Annotated in this window: 22 protein-coding genes and 1 tRNA gene; 14 read left to right on the top strand and 9 right to left on the bottom strand. The window is 68.4% G+C overall.

All coding sequences use genetic code 11. The features are described from left to right. Window positions 1–8: 8 nt before the first annotated feature. From otsB to QC765_RS06410, 3 genes are all read right to left on the bottom strand, one after another. Window positions 9–2555, bottom strand: coding sequence for a trehalose-phosphatase (otsB, locus tag QC765_RS06420; RefSeq protein WP_278313595.1), 2547 nt, complete (start codon window positions 2553–2555; stop codon window positions 9–11). Continuing rightward, a complete protein-coding gene (locus tag QC765_RS06415) occupies window positions 2552–4045 on the bottom strand; it encodes an alpha,alpha-trehalose-phosphate synthase (UDP-forming) (protein ID WP_278313594.1) in 1494 nt (497 codons plus the stop codon). Before QC765_RS06415 ends, otsB begins: the two co-directional genes overlap by 4 nt. Window positions 4046–4124: 79 nt before the next feature. Then, entirely contained in the window at window positions 4125–4295 is a 171-nt protein-coding gene (locus QC765_RS06410) for a hypothetical protein (protein WP_187774365.1), read from the bottom strand. A gap of 219 nt (window positions 4296–4514) precedes the next feature. Between QC765_RS06410 and QC765_RS06405 the strand changes: the two genes are divergently transcribed. The 3 genes from QC765_RS06405 (at window position 4515) to QC765_RS06395 (ending at window position 8573) form a co-directional block, all read left to right on the top strand. Continuing rightward, on the top strand, window positions 4515–6251 hold the full coding sequence (locus tag QC765_RS06405; RefSeq protein ID WP_278313593.1) for an ABC transporter ATP-binding protein: 1737 nt from the start codon (window positions 4515–4517) through the stop codon (window positions 6249–6251). Next, a complete protein-coding gene (locus tag QC765_RS06400) occupies window positions 6248–8047 on the top strand; it encodes an ABC transporter ATP-binding protein (protein ID WP_278313592.1) in 1800 nt (599 codons plus the stop codon). The genes QC765_RS06405 and QC765_RS06400 overlap by 4 nt, the downstream gene beginning before the upstream one ends. A 289-nt stretch (window positions 8048–8336) precedes the next feature. Next, on the top strand, window positions 8337–8573 hold the full coding sequence (locus QC765_RS06395) for an MbtH family protein (protein WP_278313591.1): 237 nt from the start codon (window positions 8337–8339) through the stop codon (window positions 8571–8573). Window positions 8574–8721: 148 nt separating this feature from the next. Here QC765_RS06395 and QC765_RS06390 read toward each other — a convergent pair whose 3' ends face one another. Next, window positions 8722–9099: a nuclear transport factor 2 family protein gene (locus tag QC765_RS06390; RefSeq protein WP_278313590.1), complete on the bottom strand. Its 378-nt coding sequence runs from the start codon at window positions 9097–9099 to the stop codon at window positions 8722–8724. 139 nt (window positions 9100–9238) lie between these two features. Between QC765_RS06390 and QC765_RS06385 the strand changes: the two genes are divergently transcribed. Then, window positions 9239–9311 (top strand) — tRNA-Thr (locus QC765_RS06385). A 76-nt stretch (window positions 9312–9387) separates the two neighbouring features. Here the strand turns inward: QC765_RS06385 and QC765_RS06380 are convergent. Next, window positions 9388–10680 carry a tetratricopeptide repeat protein gene (locus tag QC765_RS06380; protein ID WP_278313589.1) on the bottom strand — a complete coding sequence of 431 codons (1293 nt, stop codon included), beginning with the start codon at window positions 10678–10680 and terminating at the stop codon, window positions 9388–9390. A gap of 163 nt (window positions 10681–10843) precedes the next feature. On the opposite strand from QC765_RS06380, the gene QC765_RS06375 reads away from it, so the two are divergent. After that, window positions 10844–11554, top strand: a complete 711-nt coding sequence (locus QC765_RS06375; protein WP_278313588.1) for a dienelactone hydrolase family protein — start codon at window positions 10844–10846, stop codon at window positions 11552–11554. A 212-nt stretch (window positions 11555–11766) separates the two neighbouring features. Here QC765_RS06375 and QC765_RS06370 read toward each other — a convergent pair whose 3' ends face one another. From QC765_RS06370 to QC765_RS06360, 3 genes are all read right to left on the bottom strand, one after another. Beyond that, window positions 11767–12171: a hypothetical protein gene (locus tag QC765_RS06370; protein ID WP_278313587.1), complete on the bottom strand. Its 405-nt coding sequence runs from the start codon at window positions 12169–12171 to the stop codon at window positions 11767–11769. Window positions 12172–12269: 98 nt separating this feature from the next. Next, window positions 12270–13004, bottom strand: coding sequence for a hypothetical protein (locus QC765_RS06365; protein ID WP_278313586.1), 735 nt, complete (start codon window positions 13002–13004; stop codon window positions 12270–12272). Between the two features lie 235 nt (window positions 13005–13239). Continuing rightward, window positions 13240–13677, bottom strand: coding sequence for an HIT family protein (locus QC765_RS06360; RefSeq protein ID WP_278313585.1), 438 nt, complete (start codon window positions 13675–13677; stop codon window positions 13240–13242). Window positions 13678–13809: 132 nt separating this feature from the next. Between QC765_RS06360 and purD the strand changes: the two genes are divergently transcribed. The 7 genes from purD (at window position 13810) to QC765_RS06325 (ending at window position 22092) form a co-directional block, all read left to right on the top strand. After that, entirely contained in the window at window positions 13810–15063 is a 1254-nt protein-coding gene (gene purD, locus QC765_RS06355) for a phosphoribosylamine--glycine ligase (protein WP_278313584.1), read from the top strand. A 28-nt stretch (window positions 15064–15091) separates the two neighbouring features. After that, complete coding sequence (locus QC765_RS06350; RefSeq protein ID WP_278313583.1) at window positions 15092–16264, top strand: pyridoxal phosphate-dependent aminotransferase; 1173 nt, start codon at window positions 15092–15094, stop codon at window positions 16262–16264. Window positions 16265–16343: 79 nt separating this feature from the next. After that, on the top strand, window positions 16344–17009 hold the full coding sequence (locus QC765_RS06345; RefSeq protein WP_278313582.1) for a TetR/AcrR family transcriptional regulator: 666 nt from the start codon (window positions 16344–16346) through the stop codon (window positions 17007–17009). 110 nt (window positions 17010–17119) lie between these two features. Then, window positions 17120–18559 carry an adenylosuccinate lyase gene (gene purB / locus QC765_RS06340; RefSeq protein ID WP_278313581.1) on the top strand — a complete coding sequence of 480 codons (1440 nt, stop codon included), beginning with the start codon at window positions 17120–17122 and terminating at the stop codon, window positions 18557–18559. Between the two features lie 8 nt (window positions 18560–18567). Then, window positions 18568–18984: an HIT family protein gene (locus QC765_RS06335; RefSeq protein WP_278313580.1), complete on the top strand. Its 417-nt coding sequence runs from the start codon at window positions 18568–18570 to the stop codon at window positions 18982–18984. A gap of 112 nt (window positions 18985–19096) precedes the next feature. Next, complete coding sequence (locus QC765_RS06330; protein WP_278313579.1) at window positions 19097–20002, top strand: phosphoribosylaminoimidazolesuccinocarboxamide synthase; 906 nt, start codon at window positions 19097–19099, stop codon at window positions 20000–20002. After that, window positions 19999–22092, top strand: coding sequence for a S9 family peptidase (locus tag QC765_RS06325; protein ID WP_278313578.1), 2094 nt, complete (start codon window positions 19999–20001; stop codon window positions 22090–22092). The genes QC765_RS06330 and QC765_RS06325 overlap by 4 nt, the downstream gene beginning before the upstream one ends. Before the next feature lie 12 nt (window positions 22093–22104). On the opposite strand, the gene QC765_RS06320 is transcribed toward QC765_RS06325, so the two are convergent. Continuing rightward, window positions 22105–22866: a substrate-binding domain-containing protein gene (locus tag QC765_RS06320; RefSeq protein ID WP_278313577.1), complete on the bottom strand. Its 762-nt coding sequence runs from the start codon at window positions 22864–22866 to the stop codon at window positions 22105–22107. 141 nt (window positions 22867–23007) lie between these two features. Here QC765_RS06320 and QC765_RS06315 point away from each other — a divergent pair, with 141 nt between their 5' ends. After that, window positions 23008–23478 (top strand): glutathione peroxidase, encoded by a 471-nt coding sequence (locus QC765_RS06315; protein ID WP_309297295.1) that lies wholly within the window; start codon window positions 23008–23010, stop codon window positions 23476–23478. Window positions 23479–23588: 110 nt separating this feature from the next. Further along, window positions 23589–24293 carry a DUF2334 domain-containing protein gene (locus QC765_RS06310; protein WP_278313575.1) on the top strand — a complete coding sequence of 235 codons (705 nt, stop codon included), beginning with the start codon at window positions 23589–23591 and terminating at the stop codon, window positions 24291–24293. Window positions 24294–24367: the final 74 nt, after the last annotated feature.

Raw genomic sequence — 24367 nt, 5'->3', positions numbered from 1 at the left:
AGCGACGCCTACTGGGACAGCAGGGCCGCGCAGCGCAGCAACCCGATATGGCTGTACGCCTGCGGATGGTTCCCCAATGCTCGCTCGGCCACCGGATCGTATTCCTCGCTGAGCAGGCCGGTCGGCCCGGCCGCCGCCACGAGCTGAGCGAACAGTGCCTCGGCCTGGGCTCGTTGCCCCGTCAGCAGGTACGCCTCCACCAGCCAGGCCGCGCACAAGTGGAAGCCACCCTCGCCGCCAGGCAACCCGTCGTCGTGGTGGTAGCGGTACACCGTCGCCCCGCTGCGCAGCTCGGCCTCGGTCGCCACGACGGTCGCGGCGAAGCGCTCGCTCGACGGGTCGATGAGCCCGGAAAGGCCGATGTGCAGTGTGGCGGCGTCAAGATCATTGCCGCCGTAGGCCGCGGTATACGAGCTGATGTGCTCGTTCCAGCCCCGCTCGCGCACCTGCGCGGAGATGACGTCCCGCAACGTTGCCCAGCCCGGCGGGACCTCATGGCCGAACCGCTCCGCCATGCGCAGCGCCCGATCCACGGTGATCCAGCACATCACCTTCGAGTACACGTGATGCCGGGGCGCGCCACGGATCTCCCAGATCCCATGATCCGGCTCCGCCCAGCGCCGCGACACCGCCGAGACCATCGCCGTCACCAGGTGCCAGTCCCGGCCTGACAGTGGCTCGTCATGCCCGGCCTCGTGCCGGACGATCGCGAGATCGTGGATGAGCTCCACGATCGGCCCGAAGACATCGAGCTGCACCTGGTTGTTCGCCGCGTTGGATAGCCGCACCGGGCGCGAGCCCGCGTACCCAGGCAGGGAATCGATCACCGACTCGGGAGGCAGCGCGCCACCATGCAATGTATAGAGCGGATGCAGCCGCTCGGGCCCGGGAACAGTATCGAGCACCCGGTGCACCCATTCCAGGTACGCTTCCGCCTCGCCCACTGAACCGACCGCCACCAGCGCGGACGCGGTCATCGCCGCATCGCGCAGCCAGCAGTACCGGTAGTCCCAGTTGCGCACCCCGCCGATCTCCTCGGGCAGCGACGTTGTCGCGGCGGCGAGGATGGCACCCGTGTCGGAATGCACCAGGCCGCGCAGCGTCAGCGCGGAGCGCTTCATCAGGTCCTGCTTCAGCGGTGGCAGGTGCAGCGTATCCGCCCAGTCCGACCAGTAGGCCCCGGCAACCCGCCGCCGATCGGCCTCGGGCAGCGCGTGCGGGCCCAGGTCCCACGTGCCGCATCGCAGCTCCAGCACCACATCGGCCCCGTTCGGCCGCACCACTGCGGTCGCGGACTCCTGCACGCCATCGCTCTCGACGGACCACGCGACACCGGGGGAGCGCAGCACGATCGGATCGTTCGTGCCCTCCACGCGCAGCCCCTCGGGCTCGGCGATGATGCGCACTGGGACCTGCCCGAACTCCGGCCGGGGCGCGAACGTCACCCGCGCCGCCGCATCGCCACTGATCACCCGCGTCACATCCGTGCGCCCGGCCGGTGCGTCATGCGGTAGGTAGTCCGTCACGAGCAGGCTCGACCAGCGCGTCTCCACCGTCATGGTGCCATCGATGTACTGCTGGCTCAGCGGCAGCGATTCCCGCTCCGGGCCGATCGTGAAGTGCCCCGAGCCAACCCCGCCGAGCAGGTGCGCGAACACCGCCGCCGAATCCGGCTCCGGATGGCACAACCAGCTCAGCGTCGCGCTCGGCGTGAGCAACGCGACCGCCCGCGGGCTCGCCATCATCGTCAGCCGCTCGATCGGCGTCGCGCTATCACCGTGCAGCCAGGTGCGCCGCTCCTCCATCAGGAACGCCAGCGCTGCCGCCACCTCGTTGGTCGACTCGATGCGATGCGCGGCCAGGGTCTCGCCATCGCCGACCTTCACGCCCACATCGGGGCCATGCAGGCGCCGGAACACCTTCTCGTCGGTCACGTCATCGCCGAAGAACACCGCCGCGGAGGCGCCCTCCTGATGGCGCAGGATATCGAGGGCTTGGCCCTTGTCGGTGGAGATGACCGCGAGCTCGATCACTGCCTTGCCCTCGGTGACCTGCACCCCCTCCCAGGTCGCCGCGCCCGCGCGCACCGCATCCAGGGCACGCCCCCCGGTGTCGGCGCTGTCAGCGCGACGGACGTGCAGCGCGATGCTCGCCGGTTTCGACTCCACCGTCACGCCAGGATGACGCTCGGCGATCGACTCCAGCTCGGCCTGCAGGTCGCGGAGCAGCGCCTTGGCCTCCGCATCGATCTCATGGACAAAACCGACCTCGAACTCGGAGCCGTGGCTGCCCACCAGATGCACCTCGGCGGGAAGCCGCGAGAGCGTGGCGAGATCGCGCAGGGCCCGGCCCGAGATGACCGCGGCAATAGTCGACGGCAGCGTCGCCATCGACCGCAGGGCCCGGACCGACGCCGAGTTCGGGTGTGCCTGATCGGGGTCGGCCACGATCGGGGCCATCGTGCCGTCGTAGTCGCATGCCACCAGCAGCCGGGGCGTGCGGGCGGCCTGTACCAGCGCCCGGCGCAGCTCGACCGGCAGATCCTGAACGCTCATGGCTGGGTCCCCTTTCCCAGCGCCAGGGCATCGAGGAAGGATCGCGCCCAGCGATCGACATCATGCGCGAGGACCTGCCTGCGCATCGCCTTCATGCGGCGCTTGCCCTCCGCCGGCGCCTGGTCAAGAGCCTCGAGCAGCGAGTCCTTCACCCCATCGAGATCGTGCGGGTTCACCAGGTACGCCTGGCGCAGCTCCATCGCGGCGCCGGTGAACTCGCTCAGCAGCAGCGCCCCGCCGAGGTCGCTGCGGCTCGCCACGTATTCCTTGGCCACCAGGTTCATGCCGTCCCGGACCGGAGTCACGAGCATCACATCGGCGGCCGCGAAGAACGCGATCAGCTCCTGCCGGGGGATCGGGCGATGGATGTAATGCACCACCGGGCGCCCCACCTCGCCATAGTCGCCGTTGATGCGGCTCACGTTGCGCTCGATCTCGTCGCGCATCTGCATGTAGTGATCCACCCGCTCGCGCGAGGGAGTGGCGAGCTGGACGAAGACGGTCTCGGATGGCTCGAGCCGCCCCTCCGCGAGCAGTTCCTGCAGCGCGAGCAGCCGGATATTGATGCCCTTGGTGTAGTCGAGGCGATCCACCCCGAGCATGATGCGCCGCGGATTGCCGAGCTCGGCGCGGATCTGCTTCGCCCGCGCCCGCACGGACTTCGAGCGGGCGAGCTCATCGATCTCCGCCGAGGCGATCGAGATGGGGAACGCCCCCACGCGCACCGTGCGGAATCCCACCGAGACCTCGCCGAACTTGCTGCGCACCCCCACGGTGCCGCGGCTCGTCGAGTGCCCGGCCAGCCGGTTAGCCAGGTAAAGGAAGTTCTGCGCGCCCCCCGGCAGGTGGAAGCCCACCAGGTCCGCGCCGAGCAGGCCCTCGATGATCTCCGCGCGCCACGGCAGCTGCATGAAGATCTCCACCGGCGGGAACGGGATGTGCAGGAAGAAGCCGATCGTCAGGTCCGGGCGCAGCATCCGCAGCATCTTTGGCACCAGCTGCAGCTGGTAGTCCTGGATCCACACCGTCGCGCCCTCGCGGGCCACCTCGGCGGTGGCCTCGGCGAACCGCCGATTGACCTCTACGTAGGTGTTCCACCAGGTGCGGTCGTAGACCGGCTTGACCACCACATCGTGATAGAGCGGCCACAGCGTTGCATTGGAGAAGCCCTCGTAGTAGTCCGCCACCTCGCGCTCGGACAAGCGCACCGGAAACAGCGACAAGCCCTCCTCGACAATGGGCTCGACATCCGCGTCCGCCACTCCGGGCCAGCCCACCCAGGCGCCCTTGTTGCGTCGCAGCACTGGCTCCAGGGCCGTCACCAGTCCGCCGGGGCTGCGCTTCCACTTGTGGGACCCATCGGGCAACTGCTCGAGATCCACCGGAAGACGATTGGCCACCACGACTAGCTGCGCGCCCGGTTCCGGCGTATCGGGAACAGGCACCGCTCCCGCACCGGTCTTGCTGCTGGAGGAAGCTCCAGAGGACATCACGAACACCTCGCTGGCTCGTCGGGCCCAACCTGGCTACCGGGCAGCGGCAACCGTATCGACGATAACCGCTCAGCGATCACTCCGCGCGAGCGACCGGACCTATTCCCAGCATGGAGAGGAACATGCGGCACTCATCGGCGTCCTTGGCATGCGCCGCGACAACACGCTGCGCCTGCCGGGCCGTCTCGTCAGCGAGCGGCTCGATCTCGTCATCAGTGATGACATGGTTCTCGGCCCGTGCAGCCATGCTTGTCCTCCAGTACTGTCACCGTCAGCGTTGTCGTCGCTCGTCACCGGCGGGCCGCCGCCATGGGCAGCGCCCAGCACGAGCGGCACGAGCGAGCGTGCGTGACCTACAGCATGACCGAACTGCCGATCCGATGCGAAATTCGGGCATCCAACAGCCAACCAGCAGCGCCGCGCGTCGGCTAGTGTCGGCGGAGGATGGCCCCAGCAGGGAGGCGACATGGAGGATTCACCACCACGATCACGGCCCCCCGTGGCGCGCGGCCGTGAGATCCTGCCGCGGGTGTTCCGCCGTAATCGCTTCCTCTTTCCGCTGGCCGTTGTCCTGCTCAGCATCTACCAGCTCGCCGAGACGCTTGTCCCCATCGCGATCGGGCTGCTCATCGACCGCGTGGTAGGCACTGCCGAAACGGATTCGATGCTCGAGTACGGTGCGCTGCTCGTCGGCCTCTTCATCGTGATCGTGGTCTCCTGGCGGCTCGCGCAACGCCTGCTGCGCCGGGTCATCGAGACCGAGGCGCATAGCCTGCGCATCGAGATCGTCTCCCGCATCCTTGACCCGCGCGGGATGCGTCGGCGCCCACGGATCGGCCAGCTCCTCACGATCAGCACGCAATCCGCGGATCGGGCCGCGGGCATCCTCGGCGTGGTGGCCAGAGCCGTCGCGGCCCTCGTTGCCGCCCTCGTCGCGGTCGCCGCGCTGCTCGTGATCAACCCAGCGCTCGGCGGTGCCGTGGTCATCGCCACCCCGCTGATCCTCGGTGCCCTCAACCGTGCCGCGCCAGCGCTCACCCGGCACGCCGCCGAGCAGCAGACCGCCGCGGGGTGGGCATCCGCGCTCGCCACGGACCTCGTCAGCGGCCTCCGGCCATTGCGGGGCATCGGGGGCGAGGAGATGGCCGCACACCGGTACCGCACGCAGAGCCGCATCGCCCTGCGCGCCGCCACCCGCTACACACGGGTCAATGGGCTCTTCACCGGGGCATCGCTCACCGCCAACGGCGTGCTCGCGGTGCTTGTCGCGGGATACGGCGGATACCTCGCCCTCGCGGGAACCATCACCGTCGGCGAGCTGATCGCTGTCGTCGGGCTGTCACAGTTCCTGCCTGGTCCGCTCGGCACGCTCTCCGCGCTGCCCCGCGCGCTGGCCACGGCCAGGGCCTCCGCCCGCAACGTCTCGGCGATCCTTGGTGCCGAGCACCTCCTCGAGGAGCGTCGCGCCGAGCTGCCCCCAGGACGTCGGGACATCACGCTGCGCGATGTCACCTACAGGTCCCTGCGCGGACTGACCCTCGAAGCGCGCGCGGGGGTCCTCATCGGGATCGTCGCCTACGATCCGCACGACGCCGAGGCGCTGGTCGAGATTCTCTCCGGCCAGGTGCCCCGCCGTGACTACAGCGGAGACGTGCTGGTGGGGGACATCAAGCTGCAGGACATCGATGCCGAGCAGGCGCGCGGCGCGCTCATCGTCGAGCCGCACAGCACAGACCTTTTCACCGGCACCATCGGCTCCAATGTCACCGCGGGCCGCCCGGACGCGACCGGGGACCACGTCGACCGGGCGCTCGTCGCCTCCGCCGCGGATGATGTCGTCTCGCTGCACGACGACGGCCTCGACCATGCCGTCACCGATCGCGGGCAGAGCCTCTCCGGCGGCCAGCGGCAACGCATCGCGCTCGCCCGCGCCCTCGTCGCTGCCCCGTCCGGGCTGGTCCTGCACGACCCCACCACCGCGGTGGATGCCGTCACCGAGAACACCATCATCGATGGCCTCGTCGAGTTCCGGCACCGTTCCACGCCGCGCGCCCACACCACCATCCTCGTGACCTCCAGCCCCACCTTGCTGGCGCGCTGCGATGAGGTCATCGTCATTCGCGACGGGCAGATCGAAGCGACGAGCACCCATGAGCGCCTCGTCGGATCGAGCGAGGACTATCGCAAGGCGGTGCTGCGATGATGTCGAGCCGAACGCCCTCGCGCTCGGGCCTGCCCATCGCCACATCCCGGCAGGCCGCGGTGTGGCTCCGCTCCATGCTGGCCCGCGAACCGTGGCAGGTCTCGTTCGCGGTCCTGTTCTCGATCATTGGCGCCATCGCCATCATCGTGCCCGTGTACGTGCTCGGGCGCCTCGTCGACGACGTCCTTGCCGGTGCCCCCACCTCGCGCATCACATCGGTCATCGTGCAGATCCTCCTCGCCGCGATCGTGGCTGGACTGCTCACCGGCGCCGCCACCTTCCTCGTCGGCAAGACCGGCGAGACCATTCTCGCGAACCTCCGCGAGCGAGCCCTCGAGCATGCGCTCCTGCTGCCTCTCCCCGTTCTCGAGAACGCGGGCAAGGGGGACCTGCTCACTCGCATCAACGATGACGTTGCCGCGATCGCTCGCTTCGTCCGCAGCTCGCTGGCGAGCATGATGTCCACCCTCACCCTCGTGGTGCTCAGCATCGCGGCGATCGCCACCATCGACTACCGGCTCGGGCTCGGCGCGGCCATCTCCATCCCCCTCGGCCTCATCGTGCTGCGCCTGCACCTGCCGGGGACCCGCCGCGCGATCACGCAGGAGCGCCAGGCGACCTCCCAGCGCGCCCAGGCGCTCATCGCCGGAATGCAGGGCGTTCCCACCGTTCGCGCGTACGGGCTCGAGCACGAGCAGACCACCCAGATCTCCGAGGCGTCCAGCCGGGCGAAGGAACAGATCCTCGCCGGCTACCAGTCGCTGTCCCGCCTCGTCTCGGCCGGCAAGGTCGTCCAGTACATCGGGCTCGCCACCGTCCTCGCGATCAGCTTCATGCTCATCCAGGAGGGCCAGCAGATCACCGTCGGGGAGGCCACGATAGCGGCCTTGCTGTTCTACCGGCTCTTCGCGCCCATGCAGGACATCCTCTTCTCCTTCAACGACATCCAGGCCGCGGGCGAGGGCATGCGCAGGCTCGTCGGGCTGATCAACAGCGAGGTCGTGCGCGAGCGGGGACGGCACGAGCAGCCCACGAGCGCCACCCTCGAGCTCGAGGACATCACGCACTCCTACGACGGCACCGCCATCGTCCTGCGCGACGTCACCCTCACCATCGAGGCGGGGGAGCGGGTGGCCCTCGTCGGCTCCACCGGCGCGGGCAAGACCACCGTCGCCGCCATCGCGGCTGGCGTCATCCGGCCCAGCTCCGGCACCGCCCGGATCGGCGGAGTAGACCTCGCCGAGCTTGGCTCCCGTGATCTCCGCAAGCAGGTAGCGACCATCAGCCAGGAGGTGCACGTCTTCTCCGGACCGCTGTTCGAGGACCTCCGCCTCGCGAACCCCTTCGCCGGGGACGAGGACCTCCAGGCCGCTCTCCGCACCGTCGGCGCCCACGCGTGGGTGCACAACCTGCCCGAGGGCATCGCGACGATGGTCGGCGAGGGCGGGTACCAGCTCACCGCGGCACAGGCCCAGCAGATCGCCCTCGCCAGGCTCGTCCTCGCGAACCCGCCCGTTGCCGTCCTCGACGAGGCCACCGCGGAAGCAGGCAGCGCCGGAGCCCGCGAGCTCGAGCACTACGCCTACGAGGCCACTCATGGGCGCACCACCCTCATCGTCGCCCACCGGCTCACCCAGGCCGCCCGCGCCGACCGGGTCATCGTCCTCGAGCATGGACGCATCATCGAGCAAGGACCACACCGCGAGCTCCTCAAGAGGGGAGGCCGCTACGCCGAGCTATGGAACGCCTGGGAAGGCCGCGACAAGGACAGCATCAACGACGACGACCTCGCGTGAGGCAGCCCGCTCGGTCAACGGTCCCGGCAGCGTGGCGCGGCGAGTGAGAATAATCGCCCCGCGGAAGCCCACATGCGAGCACGAACTCGCACCACAACCGATAAGCTGCCACAAGCAACACAACAGTCGGAACCATCGCCCGGAACATCACCGGACCCGCGATCACGCCCGGCGCGACGAATGGACGAGACCAAACCGTGCCTAGTACGGTATTGGCTGGTCGAGCAGCAGGGACGGGACACCGGACTGCCCCCCGCGGGGCGCGACGCTGGAAGCAGAGTGAGGACAGATGAGCACCAATCCTTTTGACGACGAGAACGGCCGTTTCTACGTGCTGATCAACGACGAGGAGCAGCACTCGCTGTGGCCATCGTTCGCTGACGTGCCCGCGGGATGGAAGGTCGTCTTCGGCGAGGACAGCCGGGCCGCCTGCCTCGAGTATGTAGAGCAGAACTGGACCGACCTCCGGCCCAAGAGCCTTCGCGACGCCATGGCCGCGGACGCCACCGAGGACGACGACGAATAGCTCCGGGCATCCTCGCCAGGCGAGCGTGATCGCCAGGTGAGAAGCACCCTTCGTGAACGAGCGACCCCCGCGGCCCGATCTCGGACGCGGGGGTTACTGGTGCGGGAGGCGGATAGCGTGCTGCACGAGGAGCGCTGCGGCCCCTCGGCTAGCCGCCATCCACGAGATCGGATTCGCGCAGCCCCGTAGCGGCCAGCGCTTCCTCGACCGTCCCATGGCGGAACATCGACGTGACCTGGTCATCCACCACGCGGAACGCCGAGGCCGCCTCCGCCTCATCGCCAGGAGCGCTGCCGGCGATATGCTCCTCCACCACGACCACGCCATCGTGCGCGAAGATTCGCCCCGGAGAGAGCGTCACCGTCAACGCACTAGCCCACTCGCGCAGCGCCGCGATTCCCTGGCTCGCATGATCCACCGCCGCGATGTCCACATCATCGCTCGACAGATCCACCAGGGTCTCCAGATCGCGACCGTTCAACGCCTCGTGCCATGCAAGGACCGTAGCCATATCCGACGTGCTCATGCCCCAACGCTAGTACCGCCGACCAACATTGGCACGGGCAATCGCGCACAAACCACCGAGCGCCGCGCAAGCGCCGACGGAGATTCGGCAACGACCATCCCAAGCCGCTACTATGATCCCCGGATCCGCGGGATCCAACGCTGGCGTGGCGCAATTGGTAGCGCACCCGACTTGTAATCGGGCGGTTAGGGGTTCAAGTCCCCTCGCCAGCTCTCTGAGAGCAAGGCCAGGCACTAGTGCCTGGCCTTGCTGCATATTTGGTCGCTTGATCCGCGTTCTTTGACCCCGCTATGCCTCCTGCCGGGGGAACCGGTGCCGCGCTGATTCGAGGAACGGGGCGAGCGGACCATGCGCCCCCGTCGCCGCCGCGGTGAGGTGGCTCGGCGCGGGCAGGAACGTGCCGAGCTTGTCGATGCCGTCCATGATGTGTGGCAGCAGCGGGAGCAGCGTCGGGGTGTGCGGCTTGCGGCCCTTGCTGATCGGCTCCGGCTCATCGTCGATGGTCATAGCGTTGTGGTGGCGGGCATAATCGGTGATCGCGCTGCGCAGCTGGGCATGCTCCCTGCCGGGGAGCGCGGTGACGCTCCATCCGAGCAACTGGGCGAGCAGGGGGCGCCACGTCTCGGCCCGCTGGTCATTGTTGCCGTGGATGGCGGTGAGCACGATCGTGGCGGGCAGCATCAGGTTGACGGTGTGGAATAGGATCGCCTCGCGCCGGTATGACTTGCGTGCCTGCTCGTCCCACAGCAGCGCGATGGCGATGTCGCACGCGGCGGTGAGGGGATTGGTGCGGGCCGCGATGCTGGCGGTGCGCGCCTTGTCATAGTTGAACTCGGCCTCGCGGATCTTGTTGCTGACCGCCTGGAGGGTGGCGAGCCGGGCGAGCGCCTCGGCCTGGAGCGCGTGCCGCTCGACATGCTCGAGCACCGTGGCGGCCTCCTGGTAGAGGGTCATCGCGGTCTTGGTGTCGGATGCCGCGGCGTGCGCTTCCGCGAGCCGCATGGCGCAATGCCCGGCCTCGGGGGCCTTCTTCGCTTGCATGAGCGCGGCGAGCGCGGCCTTGAAGTGATGGCGGGCCTGGCTGTCGTGCAGCGCGTACGTCTCGGCGAGCTTGACGTGGGACTTGGCCAGCCACACGGAGGCGTTGTGCTCGCGGAACACCCCGGCCGCGGCTTGGAGGTGACGGCGCGCATCGTCGATGCGGCCGAGCTTGATGCAGGTCTCGCCGAGGTGATGGTTGGCCACCGCGAGCTCGCCACTGCTGCCACTGCGGGTGAGCTGCCGGGCAGCCTCGTGGAATGCTGCCTCGGCATCGTCGAGCTCGCCGCGACGCAGGTGGGCGAGGCCGATCGCCGAATCGCAGATCGCCCGGTACTCCGCCAGGTTCAGTCTGCGGGCATGGGCGCGCTCGGCCCGCGCGTCGGCGAGCAATTGCTCGGTATCCCCGGCCGCGACCCAGCGTTGCCAGAGTGTCCGCGAGGTCGTGGTGACCGTCGCGTGGTCGTCGGCATCGCGCGCATCGCGCCGCCGGGCCATCAGCCCGGTCAGGGTCTCGGCCTGCGGCGGGGCGTCGCTTGCCACGGTGCCTCCTCAGGATGCGGTGCCCTCGCTGGCTGCATGCCGCCGAGGACCAGGGGATCGTCTTCGGCCAGGGTCGTGATTACCGTACGCGAGGGCGATGATGTACCTGGAGCACGCTCCGTTACTTTTAGGGCACGAACACTCAGGCAGCAAGGAGCGCACGGTGAACGAGCAGCAACTTGGCACCCCCTCAGGACCACTGACCGCCTGGCTCTTCCATCCAGAGGACGGAGCAGTGTCGCGACCACTACCGGGAGTGGTGGTGGTGCACGATGCGATCGGCCTGATCGACGACACGAAGCAGATCTGCCAGCGCATCGCCAACCAGGGCTACGTGGTGCTCGCGCCGGACCTGTACTCGCGGGGAGGCAAGGCCCGCTGCGTCACCCGCGTGCTCAAGGACCTGTGGGCGCAGGAAGGCCGCACCGTTGACGATCTCCTCGCGGCCCGCGACTACCTCCTCGGCCGCGACGACTGCACCAGCACGGTCGGCATCGTCGGGTTCTGCATGGGCGGGGGATTCGCCATCGTGATGGCACCCAAGGGCTTCGGGGCGAGCGCACCCTTCTATGGCGTGGTGCCGCGCAATCTCGCGGAAGCAGTGCAAGGCGCATGCCCGCTGGTGGCGAGCTTCGGCAAGCGCGACCCCGTGCTCATCGGGGGAGAGAAGCGCCTGCGCAAGGCTTGCGACGAGCACGGTGTCGAGCTGGATTCCCGCACCTATCCAGGCGTGGGTCATAGCTTCGTCAACAATCTCGACTTCGGCCCCGCCACACCGCTGCTCAAGGTCACCGGCTTCGCGTATGGCCACGACGCGGCCGAGGATGCGTGGCGGCGCGTGTTCGATTTCTTCCGCACGCATCTCGCGGACTGAGCCCGCTGGGGCGGGGGTGTGGTGCGCGTCGGCGGGGCGTGGTGCCCGCGAGGTGGCAAAAGCACCGGAAACTGGCAAACGCGATAGAAACCGACCTGGATTCTCCAAGGTTTCTATCGCGTTTGCGGATGCCGAGGCGGCGGTCGGGCTGCCGGGCTGCCGAGGCGGCAGTCGGGCTGCCGGGCTGCGGCTGGCAGCCCGGAGACCAGCCCCTAGCTGCCGGCCATCTGGTTGAACCCGTCGACGAGCACATCGGCGAGCCCACCGACCGCGACGGGCCCCACCCGTCCGGTGTGCAGCTCCTCGCCCGGCACGTCGCACCACCATGACACGGTGTGGATGCCGCCGATGACGTACGGCACTTGCTGGGTGGCGGTGCCGTTCGGGGGCACGATCACCGCCGGGGGCAGGCCGAACCAGGAGAGCGGCGAGCCGAAGAAGTGCAGCAAACCGCCGCAGGTCGCCGGCGAGGAGCTGGTGTTGGTGTAGCTGATCTCCAGCGTCGTCTCATTGACGCTGGTGGTCTCCACGATGGGCGCGGCGCTGGCGATGGCAGGCGCAGCGAGCAGTGCCGAGCCGGCAGCGAGGGCGATGACGACGGCGCGGGTGCGGCGCATGATTCCTCCAGGAGCGATGAAAATGAAAGCCTGGAGGTGATCCTATGCCGTTGTCCCGCACGCTACGTCGGATTCATGCGCGTGGATCACGGGAGCAGCTACGCCGGGTTCTCGGCAAGGCTCGCGGCCAGGTCCACCGCGCGGGGCTTTCGCCGGCGCCCGGGGAGCATCGAGACGAGCTCGCCCACTGGGCCCACCGCTCCGTTCACCACACCAGCGGCGTCCTGCAGCGCGCCCACGCTATTGGCGAGGAGGTCGAGGCTCGGCCCTAGCCGGTCGAGGCTGTCCGACAGGGAGATGAGCTGATCCAGCGTGCCACCTTGCTTGAGCATGCGCTCCATCGAGCTGTTCTCCGACAACAGGTTGTCGAGCAGCCCGTCCTTCTTCAGGAGGTTCTCGAGCGGGCCATCGGGCTGGAGCAAACGATCGAGCGCGCCGTCCTTCTCTAGCAGCCGGTCGATCAGGCCATCCTTGTCGATGAGCTTCTCCACGAGTCCGTCCTTCGCGAGGAGTCGCTCGACGGGCCCGTCCTTCTCCAGCAGCCGGTCGATCAAGCCGCCTGGCTCGGCGAGCTGGTCAAGCACGCCATCCTTGGCCATCAGCCGCTCGACGGGTCCGTTGGCATCGAGGACACGGCCGAGGGCGCGCTCATCACCTGCGCTGTCCGAGACCTTCTGCAGCAGCGCGAGCGGGCCGCGCGGGTCGATGAGGCGCAGCATGGTGCTGGTCTCGTCGACGACGGTGGCCGCAGTATCGGTGGCGATCCCGATGACCGCCCCCGCAACGGTGGCGCCGGTGCGGGCGGGAGCGGTGACAAGCGTGAACAAGCTCATTGTCGAATCGTAGGTTTCGCCCGCTCGCGGCGCTGTTACGTCGCTCTCGCTGTGTCCAACATCATGGTGGCCGCGGTGGCGGCTTGCCCCGGCGGCGAGTAGCAGCCGCCCCGGCGGCTCGCTCCGGCGGCGAGTGTGCGAAAAACGACAGGTTCGAGCACGGGAGCTGTCGTTCTTCGCACACTCACGGGGCAAGCCGCCCGACTGAGCCGCTCGACCGCGCGCCCCGGTGGGACTATGCCGAGGAGGGTTCCGCGGGCACGTGGTCGCCGTGTCCGAGCTCGCGCAACGCTGCCCGCAGGCGAACCGCGGCCGCGTCGAGCTCGGCGTCGTCGGCCGCCCGCGCGCCAGAGATGTCGAAGCCCTCGATGCTCCAGGCGGGGAAGACATGCAGGTGCAGGTGTGGCACCTCGATGCCGGCGATGAGCAATCCGGCACGGGGAGCGTCCCATGCCTTGCGCACGCCCTGGCCGATGTGCTGCGCGATCCCGCTGCAGCGCGCGAACAGGCTGGGGTCGACGTCCTGCCACTGGTCGATCTCCGCGCGGGGCACCACCAGGGTGTGGCCAGGGGCGACGGGCGCGATGGAGAGGAACGCCACCACGTCGTTGTCCTCCCAGATGAACCTACCGGGCAGCTCCCCGGCGATGATCTTGCTGAAGACGGATGCCATGCCACGAGCATGGAGGATCAGCGAGCCCCGCGCCACCATCCGCGCCGGAATTCCCCGCGTTTGGTGGCCGAGGGCAGGTCGGCCAAGTCCCGGTGCCGGCGATCCCGGTGCGAGCACGTAGGCTGGTTCACCGTGCGAGTCCTCGTTATCGGTTCTGGTGCCCGTGAACATGCATTGCTGCTGGCGTTGCAGCGCGATCCGTCGGTGACGGCGCTGATGTGCGCTCCCGGCAATGCCGGAACAGCTGACATCGCGGAGCAACGCGATGTGGATGCAGCCTCCACGGATGACGTGGTGGCGCTCGTCCGTGACTGGCAGCCTGACCTGGTGGTCATTGGCCCCGAGGTTCCGTTGGTCCTTGGTGTCGCCGATGCCGTCCGCAAGGTCGGTGTGCCCTGCTTCGGGCCCTCCGCCGCCGCGGCGCAGATCGAGGGCTCGAAGGCTTTCGCGAAGGACATCATGGCCGAGGCCGGGGTGCGCACCGCGCATGCCGAGATCGTGGATACCCCTGCGGCGCTCGATCCGGCGATGGACCGGTTCGGCCCCACCTGGGTGGTCAAGGATGATCGCCTCGCCGGCGGCAAGGGCGTGGTGGTGAGCGCCGACCGTGCAGAGGCACGATCCCACGCTGCCGAGCTGCTCGAGAAGGGCCACCCGGTGCTGCTCGAGTCCTTCCTTGATGGGCCCGAGGTATCGCTGTTCTGCCTCGTCGACGGCGAGACAGTGGTGCCGCTGCTGCCCGCGCAGGACCACAAGCGCGTCGGCGACGATGATTCGGGCCCCAACACCGGCGGCATGGGTGCCTACGCTCCGTTGCCCTGGCTGCCCGAGGGCATGGTCGAGCAGATCGTGCGTGACGTCGTGGAGCCAGTCGCACGGCAGATGGTGCAGCGCGGATGCCCGTTCAGCGGGCTTCTCTACGCCGGGCTCGCGATCGGCAAGGACGGCCCCGCAGTGGTGGAGTTCAACTGCCGCTTCGGCGACCCCGAGACCCAGGTGGTGCTCGACCTGCTCGACAGCCCGCTCGGCAGCGTGCTCAACGCTGTCGCCACCGGCACCCTTGCCGAGCTGCCGCCGCTGCGCTGGAAGCAAGGCAGCACGGTCACCGTGGTGCTCGCCGCCGAGAACTATCCTGGCCCGCCGCGCACGGGCGATGTCATCACCGGCGCCGGTATCGACGGCGTCCTCCATGCCGGCACTGCTCGCAACTCCGACGGCAACCTCGTCTCTGCTGGTGGCCGCGTGCTCAGTGTTGTCGGCCACGGCACCGATCTCGATGCTGCCCGCGCCGATGCCTACGACAAGATCGGCCACATCACACTCCGCGGCGGGCATCACCGCACCGATATCGGCAAGGCCGCCGCCGAGGGGCGCATCTCCTTGTGAGACCGTCGGCCATTGATCGGCAGCAACCATGACCAGGGCGCGCATCTCCCAGCGGTCGGGCATCGCGCCGTTCTACGTCATGGACGTGTGGAAGGCCGCGGCCGAGCGGCAGCACACCCACGGTGACGTCATCGCGCTCGCCGCGGGCCAGCCCTCGACGCCCGCGCCCCGGCCTGTCCTCGATGCTGCTCGTACAGCGCTCGACCAGCACGTCCTCGGCTACACCGAGTCCACCGGCATCCGGCCGCTGAAGGAAACCATCGCCGGGCACTACCAGCGTCGCTACGGCGTCACCGTCGATCCGGACGATGTCGTCATCACCACAGGATCCTCTGGTGCGTTCACGATCCTTTTCCTCGCGGCCTTCGACGTCGGTGACACCATCGTCATGGCGCGGCCCGGGTACCCCGCCTACCGCAATGTGCTCCAGGCCCTCGGCTGCCACGTCCACGAGCTCGACTGCGGGCCCAGCACCCGCTTCCAGCCCACGGTCGCCCAGCTCGAGGCGCTTCCCGAGCCCCCGGCGGGACTCATCATCGCTAGCCCCGCGAACCCCACGGGAACCATCATTGATCGCGCCGAGCTCGCCGCGATCGCCGCGTGGTGCGAGCGCAACGGCACCCTGCTCGTCTCGGACGAGATCTACCACGGCATCAGCTACGGCAATCACTCCGAGACCTGCGCGTGGAACCTCTCCCGCGAGGCCGCCGTCATCGGATCGGTCTCCAAGTACTACTCGATGACCGGCTGGCGCCTCGGCTGGATGCTGCTGCCCCCGCAGTACCGCGACGCCACCAACCGGCTCGCGAGCAACCTCACGGTCTGTCCGCCCGCGATCTCCCAGCATGCCGCCATCGCCGCGTTCACCGACGAATCGCTCGCCGAGCTCGACGGCCACGTGCAGCGCTACCGCATCAATCGCGACATCCTCCTCGAGGGGCTGCACGACCTGGGCATCACGCGTCTCGCCCCCGCGGACGGCGCGTTCTACCTCTACGCCGACATCAGCCACCTCACCGGCGACACGATCACCTGGAGCTCGCGGCTGCTGGCCGCCACCGGTGTAGCCGTGGCGCCCGGCATCGATTTCGATACCGCCCACGGCCACACCCACATCCGCCTGTGCTTCGCGGGCTCCACCGCCGACATGCACGAGGCCCTCGAACGTCTCCAGCGCGCGCTGCCCCACCTCGAGCGTTGATCCGGGTTGCGGCGAGGCAGTTAGCCAACTGATACGTGTTCGGCTGACAGCGTCGTGCGCCAGCTGTGACGATTCGTCGGTGACCCCCGCCCCGTCGAACCCTGCCCCGACGAACCCAGGCTCGACGAACCCAGGCTCGACGAACCCGGCTTCGACGCCCAAGGGCGAGCGGCGCAAGCAGGCATTGATCGAGGCTGCGGCCAACCAGCTCGAGGAGCTAGGGCTTGACGCGGTGACGCACCGGGCAGTGGCGCGGCGGGCAGGCCTCCCGCTCGCCTCGACCACCTACTACTTCGCCACGCGCGATGAGGTGCTGCTCGCTGCGCTCGACCATAGCGGGCAGCGGGAGCTCGATCAGCTCGGACGCAGCGCAGCTAGCGATGCGCCCGTGCCACGCCAGGCCCGCGAGCTCGCCGGGCATCTCGCCATGATCGTTGCTGGCGGTCCCGCGGGATCACGGCGCATCCCCGCCCGCGTCGAGCGGATGGTGGCAGTGGTGCGGCGACCGGCGCTGCGCCCTCATGCCCAGCGATACCAGGATGCCGAGGCAGCGATCCTCGCGGACGTGCTGGACCGCGCGGGGCGGGTAGCTACCGTGGATTCGCTGCGCACGCTGCGCGCCCTGCTCGATGGGATCGTGCTCGAGGCGCTGATCAGTGGTGCTCTTGATGCCGAGCTGGTGGTCGCGCGGTCTCTCGAGCCGGTCCTCGACGCTCTGGCGCCGCTGGCCCCGTCGCGATCGTGAAGTTCGAGCCACGTCCGGCGTGGCCTGATCTTCACGATCGGCGGACCACCCCGCGATCCCAGGCCAGCAGGAATTCGCGCATTCGGCGCCTGCCACTACACTCGTGGGCTGTGACCACCGAGGATCCCAAGCGCCCCGTGCCCAATGTCCTGGCTACCCGCTACGCGAGCGCGGGAATGACCCACGTGTGGTCGCCGGAGAACAAGATCGTGCTCGAGCGGCAGCTGTGGATCGCGGTGCTGCGCGCCCAGCAGCAGCTTGGCATCGACGTGCCCGCAGGCGTCATCGAGGCCTACGAGGCCGTCGTTGATCAGGTCGATCTGGCCTCCATCGCGCAGCGGGAGCGGGTCACCCGCCATGATGTGAAGGCCCGCATCGAGGAGTTCAGCGCGCTCGCCGGGCACGAGCACATCCACAAGGGCATGACGAGCCGTGATCTCACCGAGAACGTCGAGCAGCTCCAGGTGCGGCGTGCCCTCCAGCTCGTCCACGATCGCGGTGTCGCGGTCGCCGCGCGCCTCGCCGAGCGAGCCACCCAGTACTCCGGTCTGGTCATGGCGGGTCGCAGCCACAATGTCGCCGCGCAGGCCACCACCCTCGGCAAGCGGTTCGCCTCCGCCGCCGAGGAAGTGCTCGTGGCGCTTGCCCGCGTCCGCGAGCTCATCGACCGTTACCCGCTACGTGGCATCAAGGGCCCGATGGGCACCGCGCAGGACATGCTCGACCTCCTCGGCGGCGATGCCAGCAAGCTCGCGGCGCTCGAGGCATCCATCGCTGGCCATCTCGGCTTCGGCGAGGTCCTCACCAGCGTTGGCCAGGTGTATCCCCGCTCCCTGGACCACGAGGTGCTCTCCGCGCTCGTGCAGCTCGGTGCCGGACCCTCCTCCTTCGCGCATACGATCCGCCTGATGGCCGGGCATGAGCTCGTGACCGAGGGATTCCAGCCGGGCCAGGTCGGCTCCTCGGCGATGCCGCACAAGATGAACACCCGTTCGTGCGAGCGCGTGAACGGCCTGCAGGTCATCCTGCGCGGCTATGGCTCCATGGCCGCGGAGCTCGCCGGTGCCCAGTGGAACGAGGGCGATGTCTTCTGCTCCGTGGTGCGGCGCGTGGCCCTGCCCGATGCGTTCTTCGCCATCGACGGCATGTTCGAGACCTTCCTCACCGTGCTCGACGAGTTCGGCGCCTACCCGGCGGTGGTGGAGCGCGAGCTCGACCGCTACCTGCCCTTCCTCGCGACGACGAAGGTGCTGATGGCCGCGGTGCGCGCGGGCGTGGGCCGCGAGACCGCCCACGAGGCCATCAAGGAGCATGCGGTGGCCGTCGCTCTCGCGATGCGCGAGCAGGGTGCCGGGCAGGACTTGCTGGATCGGCTTGCCGCGGATTCGCGCATCCCGCTCGACCACGCGGGGCTCGAGGAGGCGCTCGCCGACAAGAAGGCATTCATCGGTGCGGCCGAGGACCAGGTCGCCGGGGTGGTGGCGCAGGTATCCGCACTGGTGGAGCAATACCCGGACGCCGCTGCCTACCAGCCCGCGCCCATCCTCTAGGAGTCCTCGTGGCGTGCATCTTCTGCGACATCATTGCCGGACGGGCCGAGGCCAGCGTGGTGCACGAGGACGAGCACGTCCTCGCGTTCATGGACATCCGTCCCATGACTCCCGGGCACCTGCTGGTGATCCCGAAGCAGCACGCCACCGATCTTGCCGAGCTGGATCCGGGTCTTGCGGGGCCACTGCTCGCGACGGCCCAGCGCCTCGCGGCCGCGCTGCGCCGCAGTCCCCTCAAGCCCGCGGGCATCAACTTGTTCCTCGCTGATGGTGTCGCCGCGGGCCAGGAAGTGTTCCACGTGCACCTGCATGTGCTGCCCCGGACCCCCGGCGACGGGTTCGGCCTGCGTGGCAGCTTCCAGTGGCCGCATCGCATGAGCCTCGACGCCCAGGCCGGCCAGATCCGCAGCGCACTGCCCGAATAGCCTCCCCTCGCGGCCGATCAGCAGGGCGGCAGGGGGTGAGTTTGCCCAGCAAATGAGCGGTTCGCGGAGATTGGCTCCCAGTTTGTCGGCAGGAAGCACTAGGGTGTACGCCGTGCGTCCTACATTGGCTGATTACACCCACATCGCGTCCGGCAAGGTGCGCGACCTGTACGACATCGACGGCGAGAGCCTGCTCATGGTGGTGTCCGACCGGATCTCCGCCTATGACCACGTGCTCGAGACCCCGATCCCGGACAAGGGGCGCGTGCTCACGGCGATGAGCGTGTTCTTCTTCAACGAGCTGGGCGTGCCGAACCATCTTGCGGCCGCCGCCGACGATGCGCGCATCCCGGAGGAGGTGCTGGGCCGGGCGTTGATCGTCAAGAAGCTGAAGATGATCCCGTTCGAGTGCGTGGCCCGCGGATACCTCTCCGGCTCGGCGCTGAGGGACTACCAGGCCACCGGGTCCGTGTGCGGAGTGACGTTGCCCGAGGGGCTGGGCGAGGCATCCAAGCTGGAGGAGGCCGTCTTTACCCCCGCGACGAAGGCCGCGATCGGCGAGCACGACGAGAACATCACCTTCGATGCCGTCGTGGAGAAGCTCGGCTCGGACATGGCGTACACGCTGCGCACGGAGACGCTCGACATCTACCTTCGTGCCTCGACGCTGACAGAGGCCCGCGGCTTGATCCTGGCGGACACGAAGTTCGAGTTCGGGGTGGACTCGGGCAACAACCTCATCCTCGCCGATGAGGTGCTCACGCCGGATTCGTCGCGCTTCTGGACGGTGGAGGACTACGAGCCGGGCAAGGTGCAGCCGAGCTTCGACAAGCAGTTCGTGCGCAACTGGTTGACCGGCCCGGATTCGGGCTGGGACCGTGACTCCGACAACCCGCCCCCGCCACTGCCCGATGATGTGGTCGACGCGACCCGCAAGCGATACATCGAGGCATACGAGCGCATCTCGGGCATGTCCTTCGACGATTGGCTGGGCGAGTCGGCGTGGACGAAGGCATGACGGTTCCCGTCCCGCCCCGCGCCAAGCAGGTACCGCATCACCGCGAGCACCACGGCGATGTGGTGGTCGACAACTATGAGTGGCTGCGCGACAAGTCCGATCCCGAGGTGATCGGATACCTCGAGGCTGAGAATGCGTACACCGAGGGGCGCACCGCGCACCTCGCGGGGCTGCGGGAGAAGATCTTCACCGAGATCAAGAACCGCACCCAGGAGACCGACATGTCGGTACCGGTGCGCCGTGGCCCCTGGTGGTACTACAGCCGCACGGTCGAGGGCCAGCAGTATGGCCTGAGCTGCCGCTGCCCCGTCGCCGACGACACTGACTGGACCCCGCCCGCGGTCGAGGCGGGAGCGGACATGCCGGGCGAGCAGGTCTTGCTCGATGCGAACAAGGAAGCCGAGGGGCATGAGTTCTTCAGCCTCGGCAGCTTTGCCATCACCGAGGACGGCAACCTGCTTGCGTACGGGGTGGATACCGCCGGGGACGAGCGCTACACGCTGCGCGTGAAGGACCTGCGCACCGGCGAGCTGCTCGGTGATGAGATCCCCAATACGTTCCCCGGGGCGCTGTGGGAGCCCAGCGGGACGTACCTGTTCTACCTGACCGTCGATGACTCATGGCGGCCCGACACTGTCTGGCGCCATCAGCTCGGCACTCCGAGCAGTGACGATGTCGTGGTATTCCACGAGCCTGATGAGCGCTACTGGACCGGCATCGGCATCACGCGCAGTCGGCAGTACCTCGTCATCGAGGTGGGCTCCAAGATCACTAGCGAAGCGCGCGTGCTCGCGGCCGACGACCCCACCGGCGAGTTCACCGTGGTGCTGCCGCGACGCGAGGGCGTCGAGTACGGCATCGATCATGTGGTCGTCGCGGGGGAGGACCGCTTCCTCATCCTCCACAACGACGGTGCCGAGAACTTCGAGCTCGCCGATGCACCCGTTGCCGACCCCACCGCGCAGCGGATCCTCATCCCGCACCGCGAGGACGTGCGGATCGAGGACGTCGAGTCCTTCCGCGATCATCTCGTGGTCGGCTACCGGCGCGGAGCCATTGCCCGGCTCGCGCTGTGGCCGCTCGCCGCGGACGGCTACGGAGAACTGCAGGAGATCGACTTCGGCGAGGAGCTCTACACCGCTGGAGCTGGCACCAATCCCGAATGGTCGGCTCCCTACCTGCGGCTCGGGTTCACCTCGTTCATCACGCCCGTTCGGGTGTTCGACTACGAGCTCGCCACCGGCGAGCTGCTGCTGCGCAAGGAGCAGCCCGTGCTCGGTGGATACGATCGCGGCCAGTACGTGCAGCGCCGTGAGTGGGCGACTGCCGAGGATGGCACCCGCATTCCTCTGTCGATCATCCAGCGCGCCGACCTTGATAGCCCTGCCCCGACGCTGCTCTACGGCTACGGTTCCTACGAATCCTGCACCGATCCCTCGTTCTCGGTGTCGCGGCTTTCCCTCCTTGACCGCGGCATGGCGTTTGTTGTCGCCCACGTCCGCGGTGGTGGCGAGATGGGCCGGCATTGGTATGACACCGGCAAGACCCTCACCAAGAAGAACACGTTCACCGATTTCGTCGCTTGCGCCCGGCACCTGCGCGACAACCGGCAGGCCAGCAGCATCATCGCCGATGGTGGCAGTGCCGGCGGGCTGCTCATGGGCGCGGTGGCCAACATGGCGCCCGAGCTTTTCGATGGCATCCTCGCCAACGTGCCGTTCGTCGATCCCCTTACCTCGATCCTCGATCCGTCGCTGCCCCTGACCGTCATCGAATGGGATGAGTGGGGCAACCCGCTCGCGGAGAAGGCCGTCTACGAGTACATGAAGTCCTACTCGCCATACGAGAACGTCACCGAGCAGGACTACCCGCCTATCCTCGCGATCACCAGCATCAATGACACGCGCGTGCTCTACGTCGAGCCCGCCAAGTGGGTGGCGCGGCTCCGCGAGGCCGGTGCCAGCGATGTGCTGCTCAAGACCGAGATGAGTGCCGGGCACGGCGGCGTGAGCGGCCGCTACGAGAAGTGGAAGGAAGTGGCCTTCGAGTTCGCCTGGGTCCTCGACCAGGTCGGGCTAGCGGACGCCTAGCGGACGGGCGCGCTAGCCGACGGCGAGCCCTGAGTGGTCGAGGAGGTCGCGGGCCTCGTCGGTGCGGAGGTGCTCGACGAACCGCTGCGCGGCAGCAAGGTCCGGGGATTCAGCGAGCGGCGCGGCGAGATTAGTGGTTGTCGCCGGAAAAGGCAGGTCGAGGACCGTGATGTCCTCGGTTGTGCCGTGCGTCGCGGTGGCAAGGACGAGCCCCGCTTCGGCGGTGCCGTCGCGGACCCGATCGAGGACCTCGGTGGTGGTCTGCTCCTGGAGGTCGTCGTCGATGGCGAGACCAGCCCGGCGCGCGACTTCGTGGGCGGCGTGGCCGCAGGGGAGCTCGTCCGAGCAGGTGGAGACGGCCATCGCGCTGGAGACCACATCGTCGAAGGTGGAACTGGTACCTCTGGGAAGAGCCACGACGTAGGCGTTGCGGGCGAACATGACGGGATCCCCAGTGATGAGGCCCTGGTCCACCGCCTGCCACATGAGCGACGCGTCCTCGGTGATCAGCACATCGTATTCCGCATCGGCGGAGCTGGCGTGATCCAGCGAGCGGACGGCTTGCTCGCGGGAACGCGGAGGGCCCTCGTACCGGATGGTGACGGTGATGCCCGGGTTCGCCTCCTCGAACTGCGCGGCTACCTGGTCGAGGACGCTCCGCAGTGACTCGGGCGCGCGCACGGACAGGGCTTCGCTGGGCTGGGCGGAAATGCAACCAGCAGCGAGCGCTGCCAGCAGGCTTGTAGCGGCAAGGATTCCCCAGCTAGCTCTCATGCGGCAAGTCTCACACGGTGCTCGCGCGGCCCAGTAATGCTCTGGTAATCCCGCAACGCAATGGTCGCTGGTCCTGGATGAATCCGTGACCTGCAAGCGCTGCGTCGGTACGTTGGTGGCATGTCGACAACAGTTGCCTCCATGCCCTTGCGAACCCTCGATGGGGAGCCGACCACTCTCGCGGATCTTGGCGCTGGCCCGTACCTGGTGGTGAACGTGGCGTCCCGCTGCGGGCTCACGCCGCAGTACCGGCAGCTCGAAGAGGTCGCCGGGCGCTACCGCGACAGCGGGCTGACCGTGGTGGGGGTGCCGTGCAATCAGTTCGGCGGGCAGGAGCCGGGTACGGCGGAGGAGATCGCCACGTTCTGCTCCACCACCTATGGGGTGACGTTCCCGATGCTGGAGAAGGCCGATGTGAATGGCGCGCAGCGGCATCCGTTGTACGCGGTGCTCGCTGCCTCCGCCGATGAGGACGGCGAGGCCGGGGACATCCAGTGGAACTTCGAGAAGTTCCTCGTTGATACGAGCGGCTCCGTGGTCAAGCGGTTCCGGCCAGGCACCACGCCCGACGATCCCGCTGTGACCGGGGCGATCGAATCGCTGCTGCGCTGAGCCTTGTGTTCACCGTGCCGGGCGGGCCAGCGCGACACGGGCGCGAAACGTTCGCATTCCGGACACCTCAGGGCCAGTGCTCGTACATCCGGTGATGTGACCGTGGGACTATGAGCGCAGAACTGTTGGTCTCGGTGTCCGGCATCCGCGATACCACCGTGGATCTCGCGGCGAGCTTCCTCGAGGAGCTCGAGCGACGGAACGTGCCGGCATCGCTGCTCGTCGCGCCCCGCATGAAGGGCAAGTACCGGCTGCTCAATGACCCAGCGACACAGGGATGGCTGCGCGGACAGCAGGAGCGTGGCGCCTCGATCGTCATGCATGGCTACGACCAAGCCGCGACGAAGAAGCGCCGCGCCGAGTTCGCGACCCTGCCCGCGCACGAGGCGATGCTCCGCCTGATCGCGGCTGATCGCGTGATGGAGGAGACGGGCCTGCGCACCAGGCTGTTCGCCCCGCCTCGCTGGATCGTCTCCGAGGGCGCGCTGATGATGCTGCCGCGCGCCGGGTTCCGCATGTGCGCCGATCTCACCGCGATCCGCGACCTCGAGCACAACCTGGTGACCCGGGCACGCGTGCTCGGGGTGGGGGAGGGGTTCCTCTCGGAGCCGTGGTGGTGCCGCTCGCTGGTGATGACCTCCGAGCGCGTCGCGCGACGTGGTGGGGTGGTGCGCCTCGCGATCAAGGCCAAGCACTTGCAGCGCACCGGGCCGCGGCAGGCATTCCTCGATGCGATCGATCTGAGCCTGCACCACGGCGCCACGCCTACCACGTATCGCTGGCCGTACCGGCGGGCCATCGCGGACGCCGCATAGCACTCAGGGTTTCCCCCGAGCCCGGACACGTTTTATCCGGGGGCATGTTCGGATGGCGCGGGGGCGTTCCGGTT

The organism is Hoyosella levis (assembly GCF_026008515.1).
In the GTDB taxonomy this organism is placed as follows: Bacteria; Actinomycetota; Actinomycetes; order Mycobacteriales; family Mycobacteriaceae; genus Lolliginicoccus; species Lolliginicoccus levis.
Note: the sequence above shows the minus strand (reverse complement) of the source record. Positions and strands in the feature narration are given on the sequence as shown.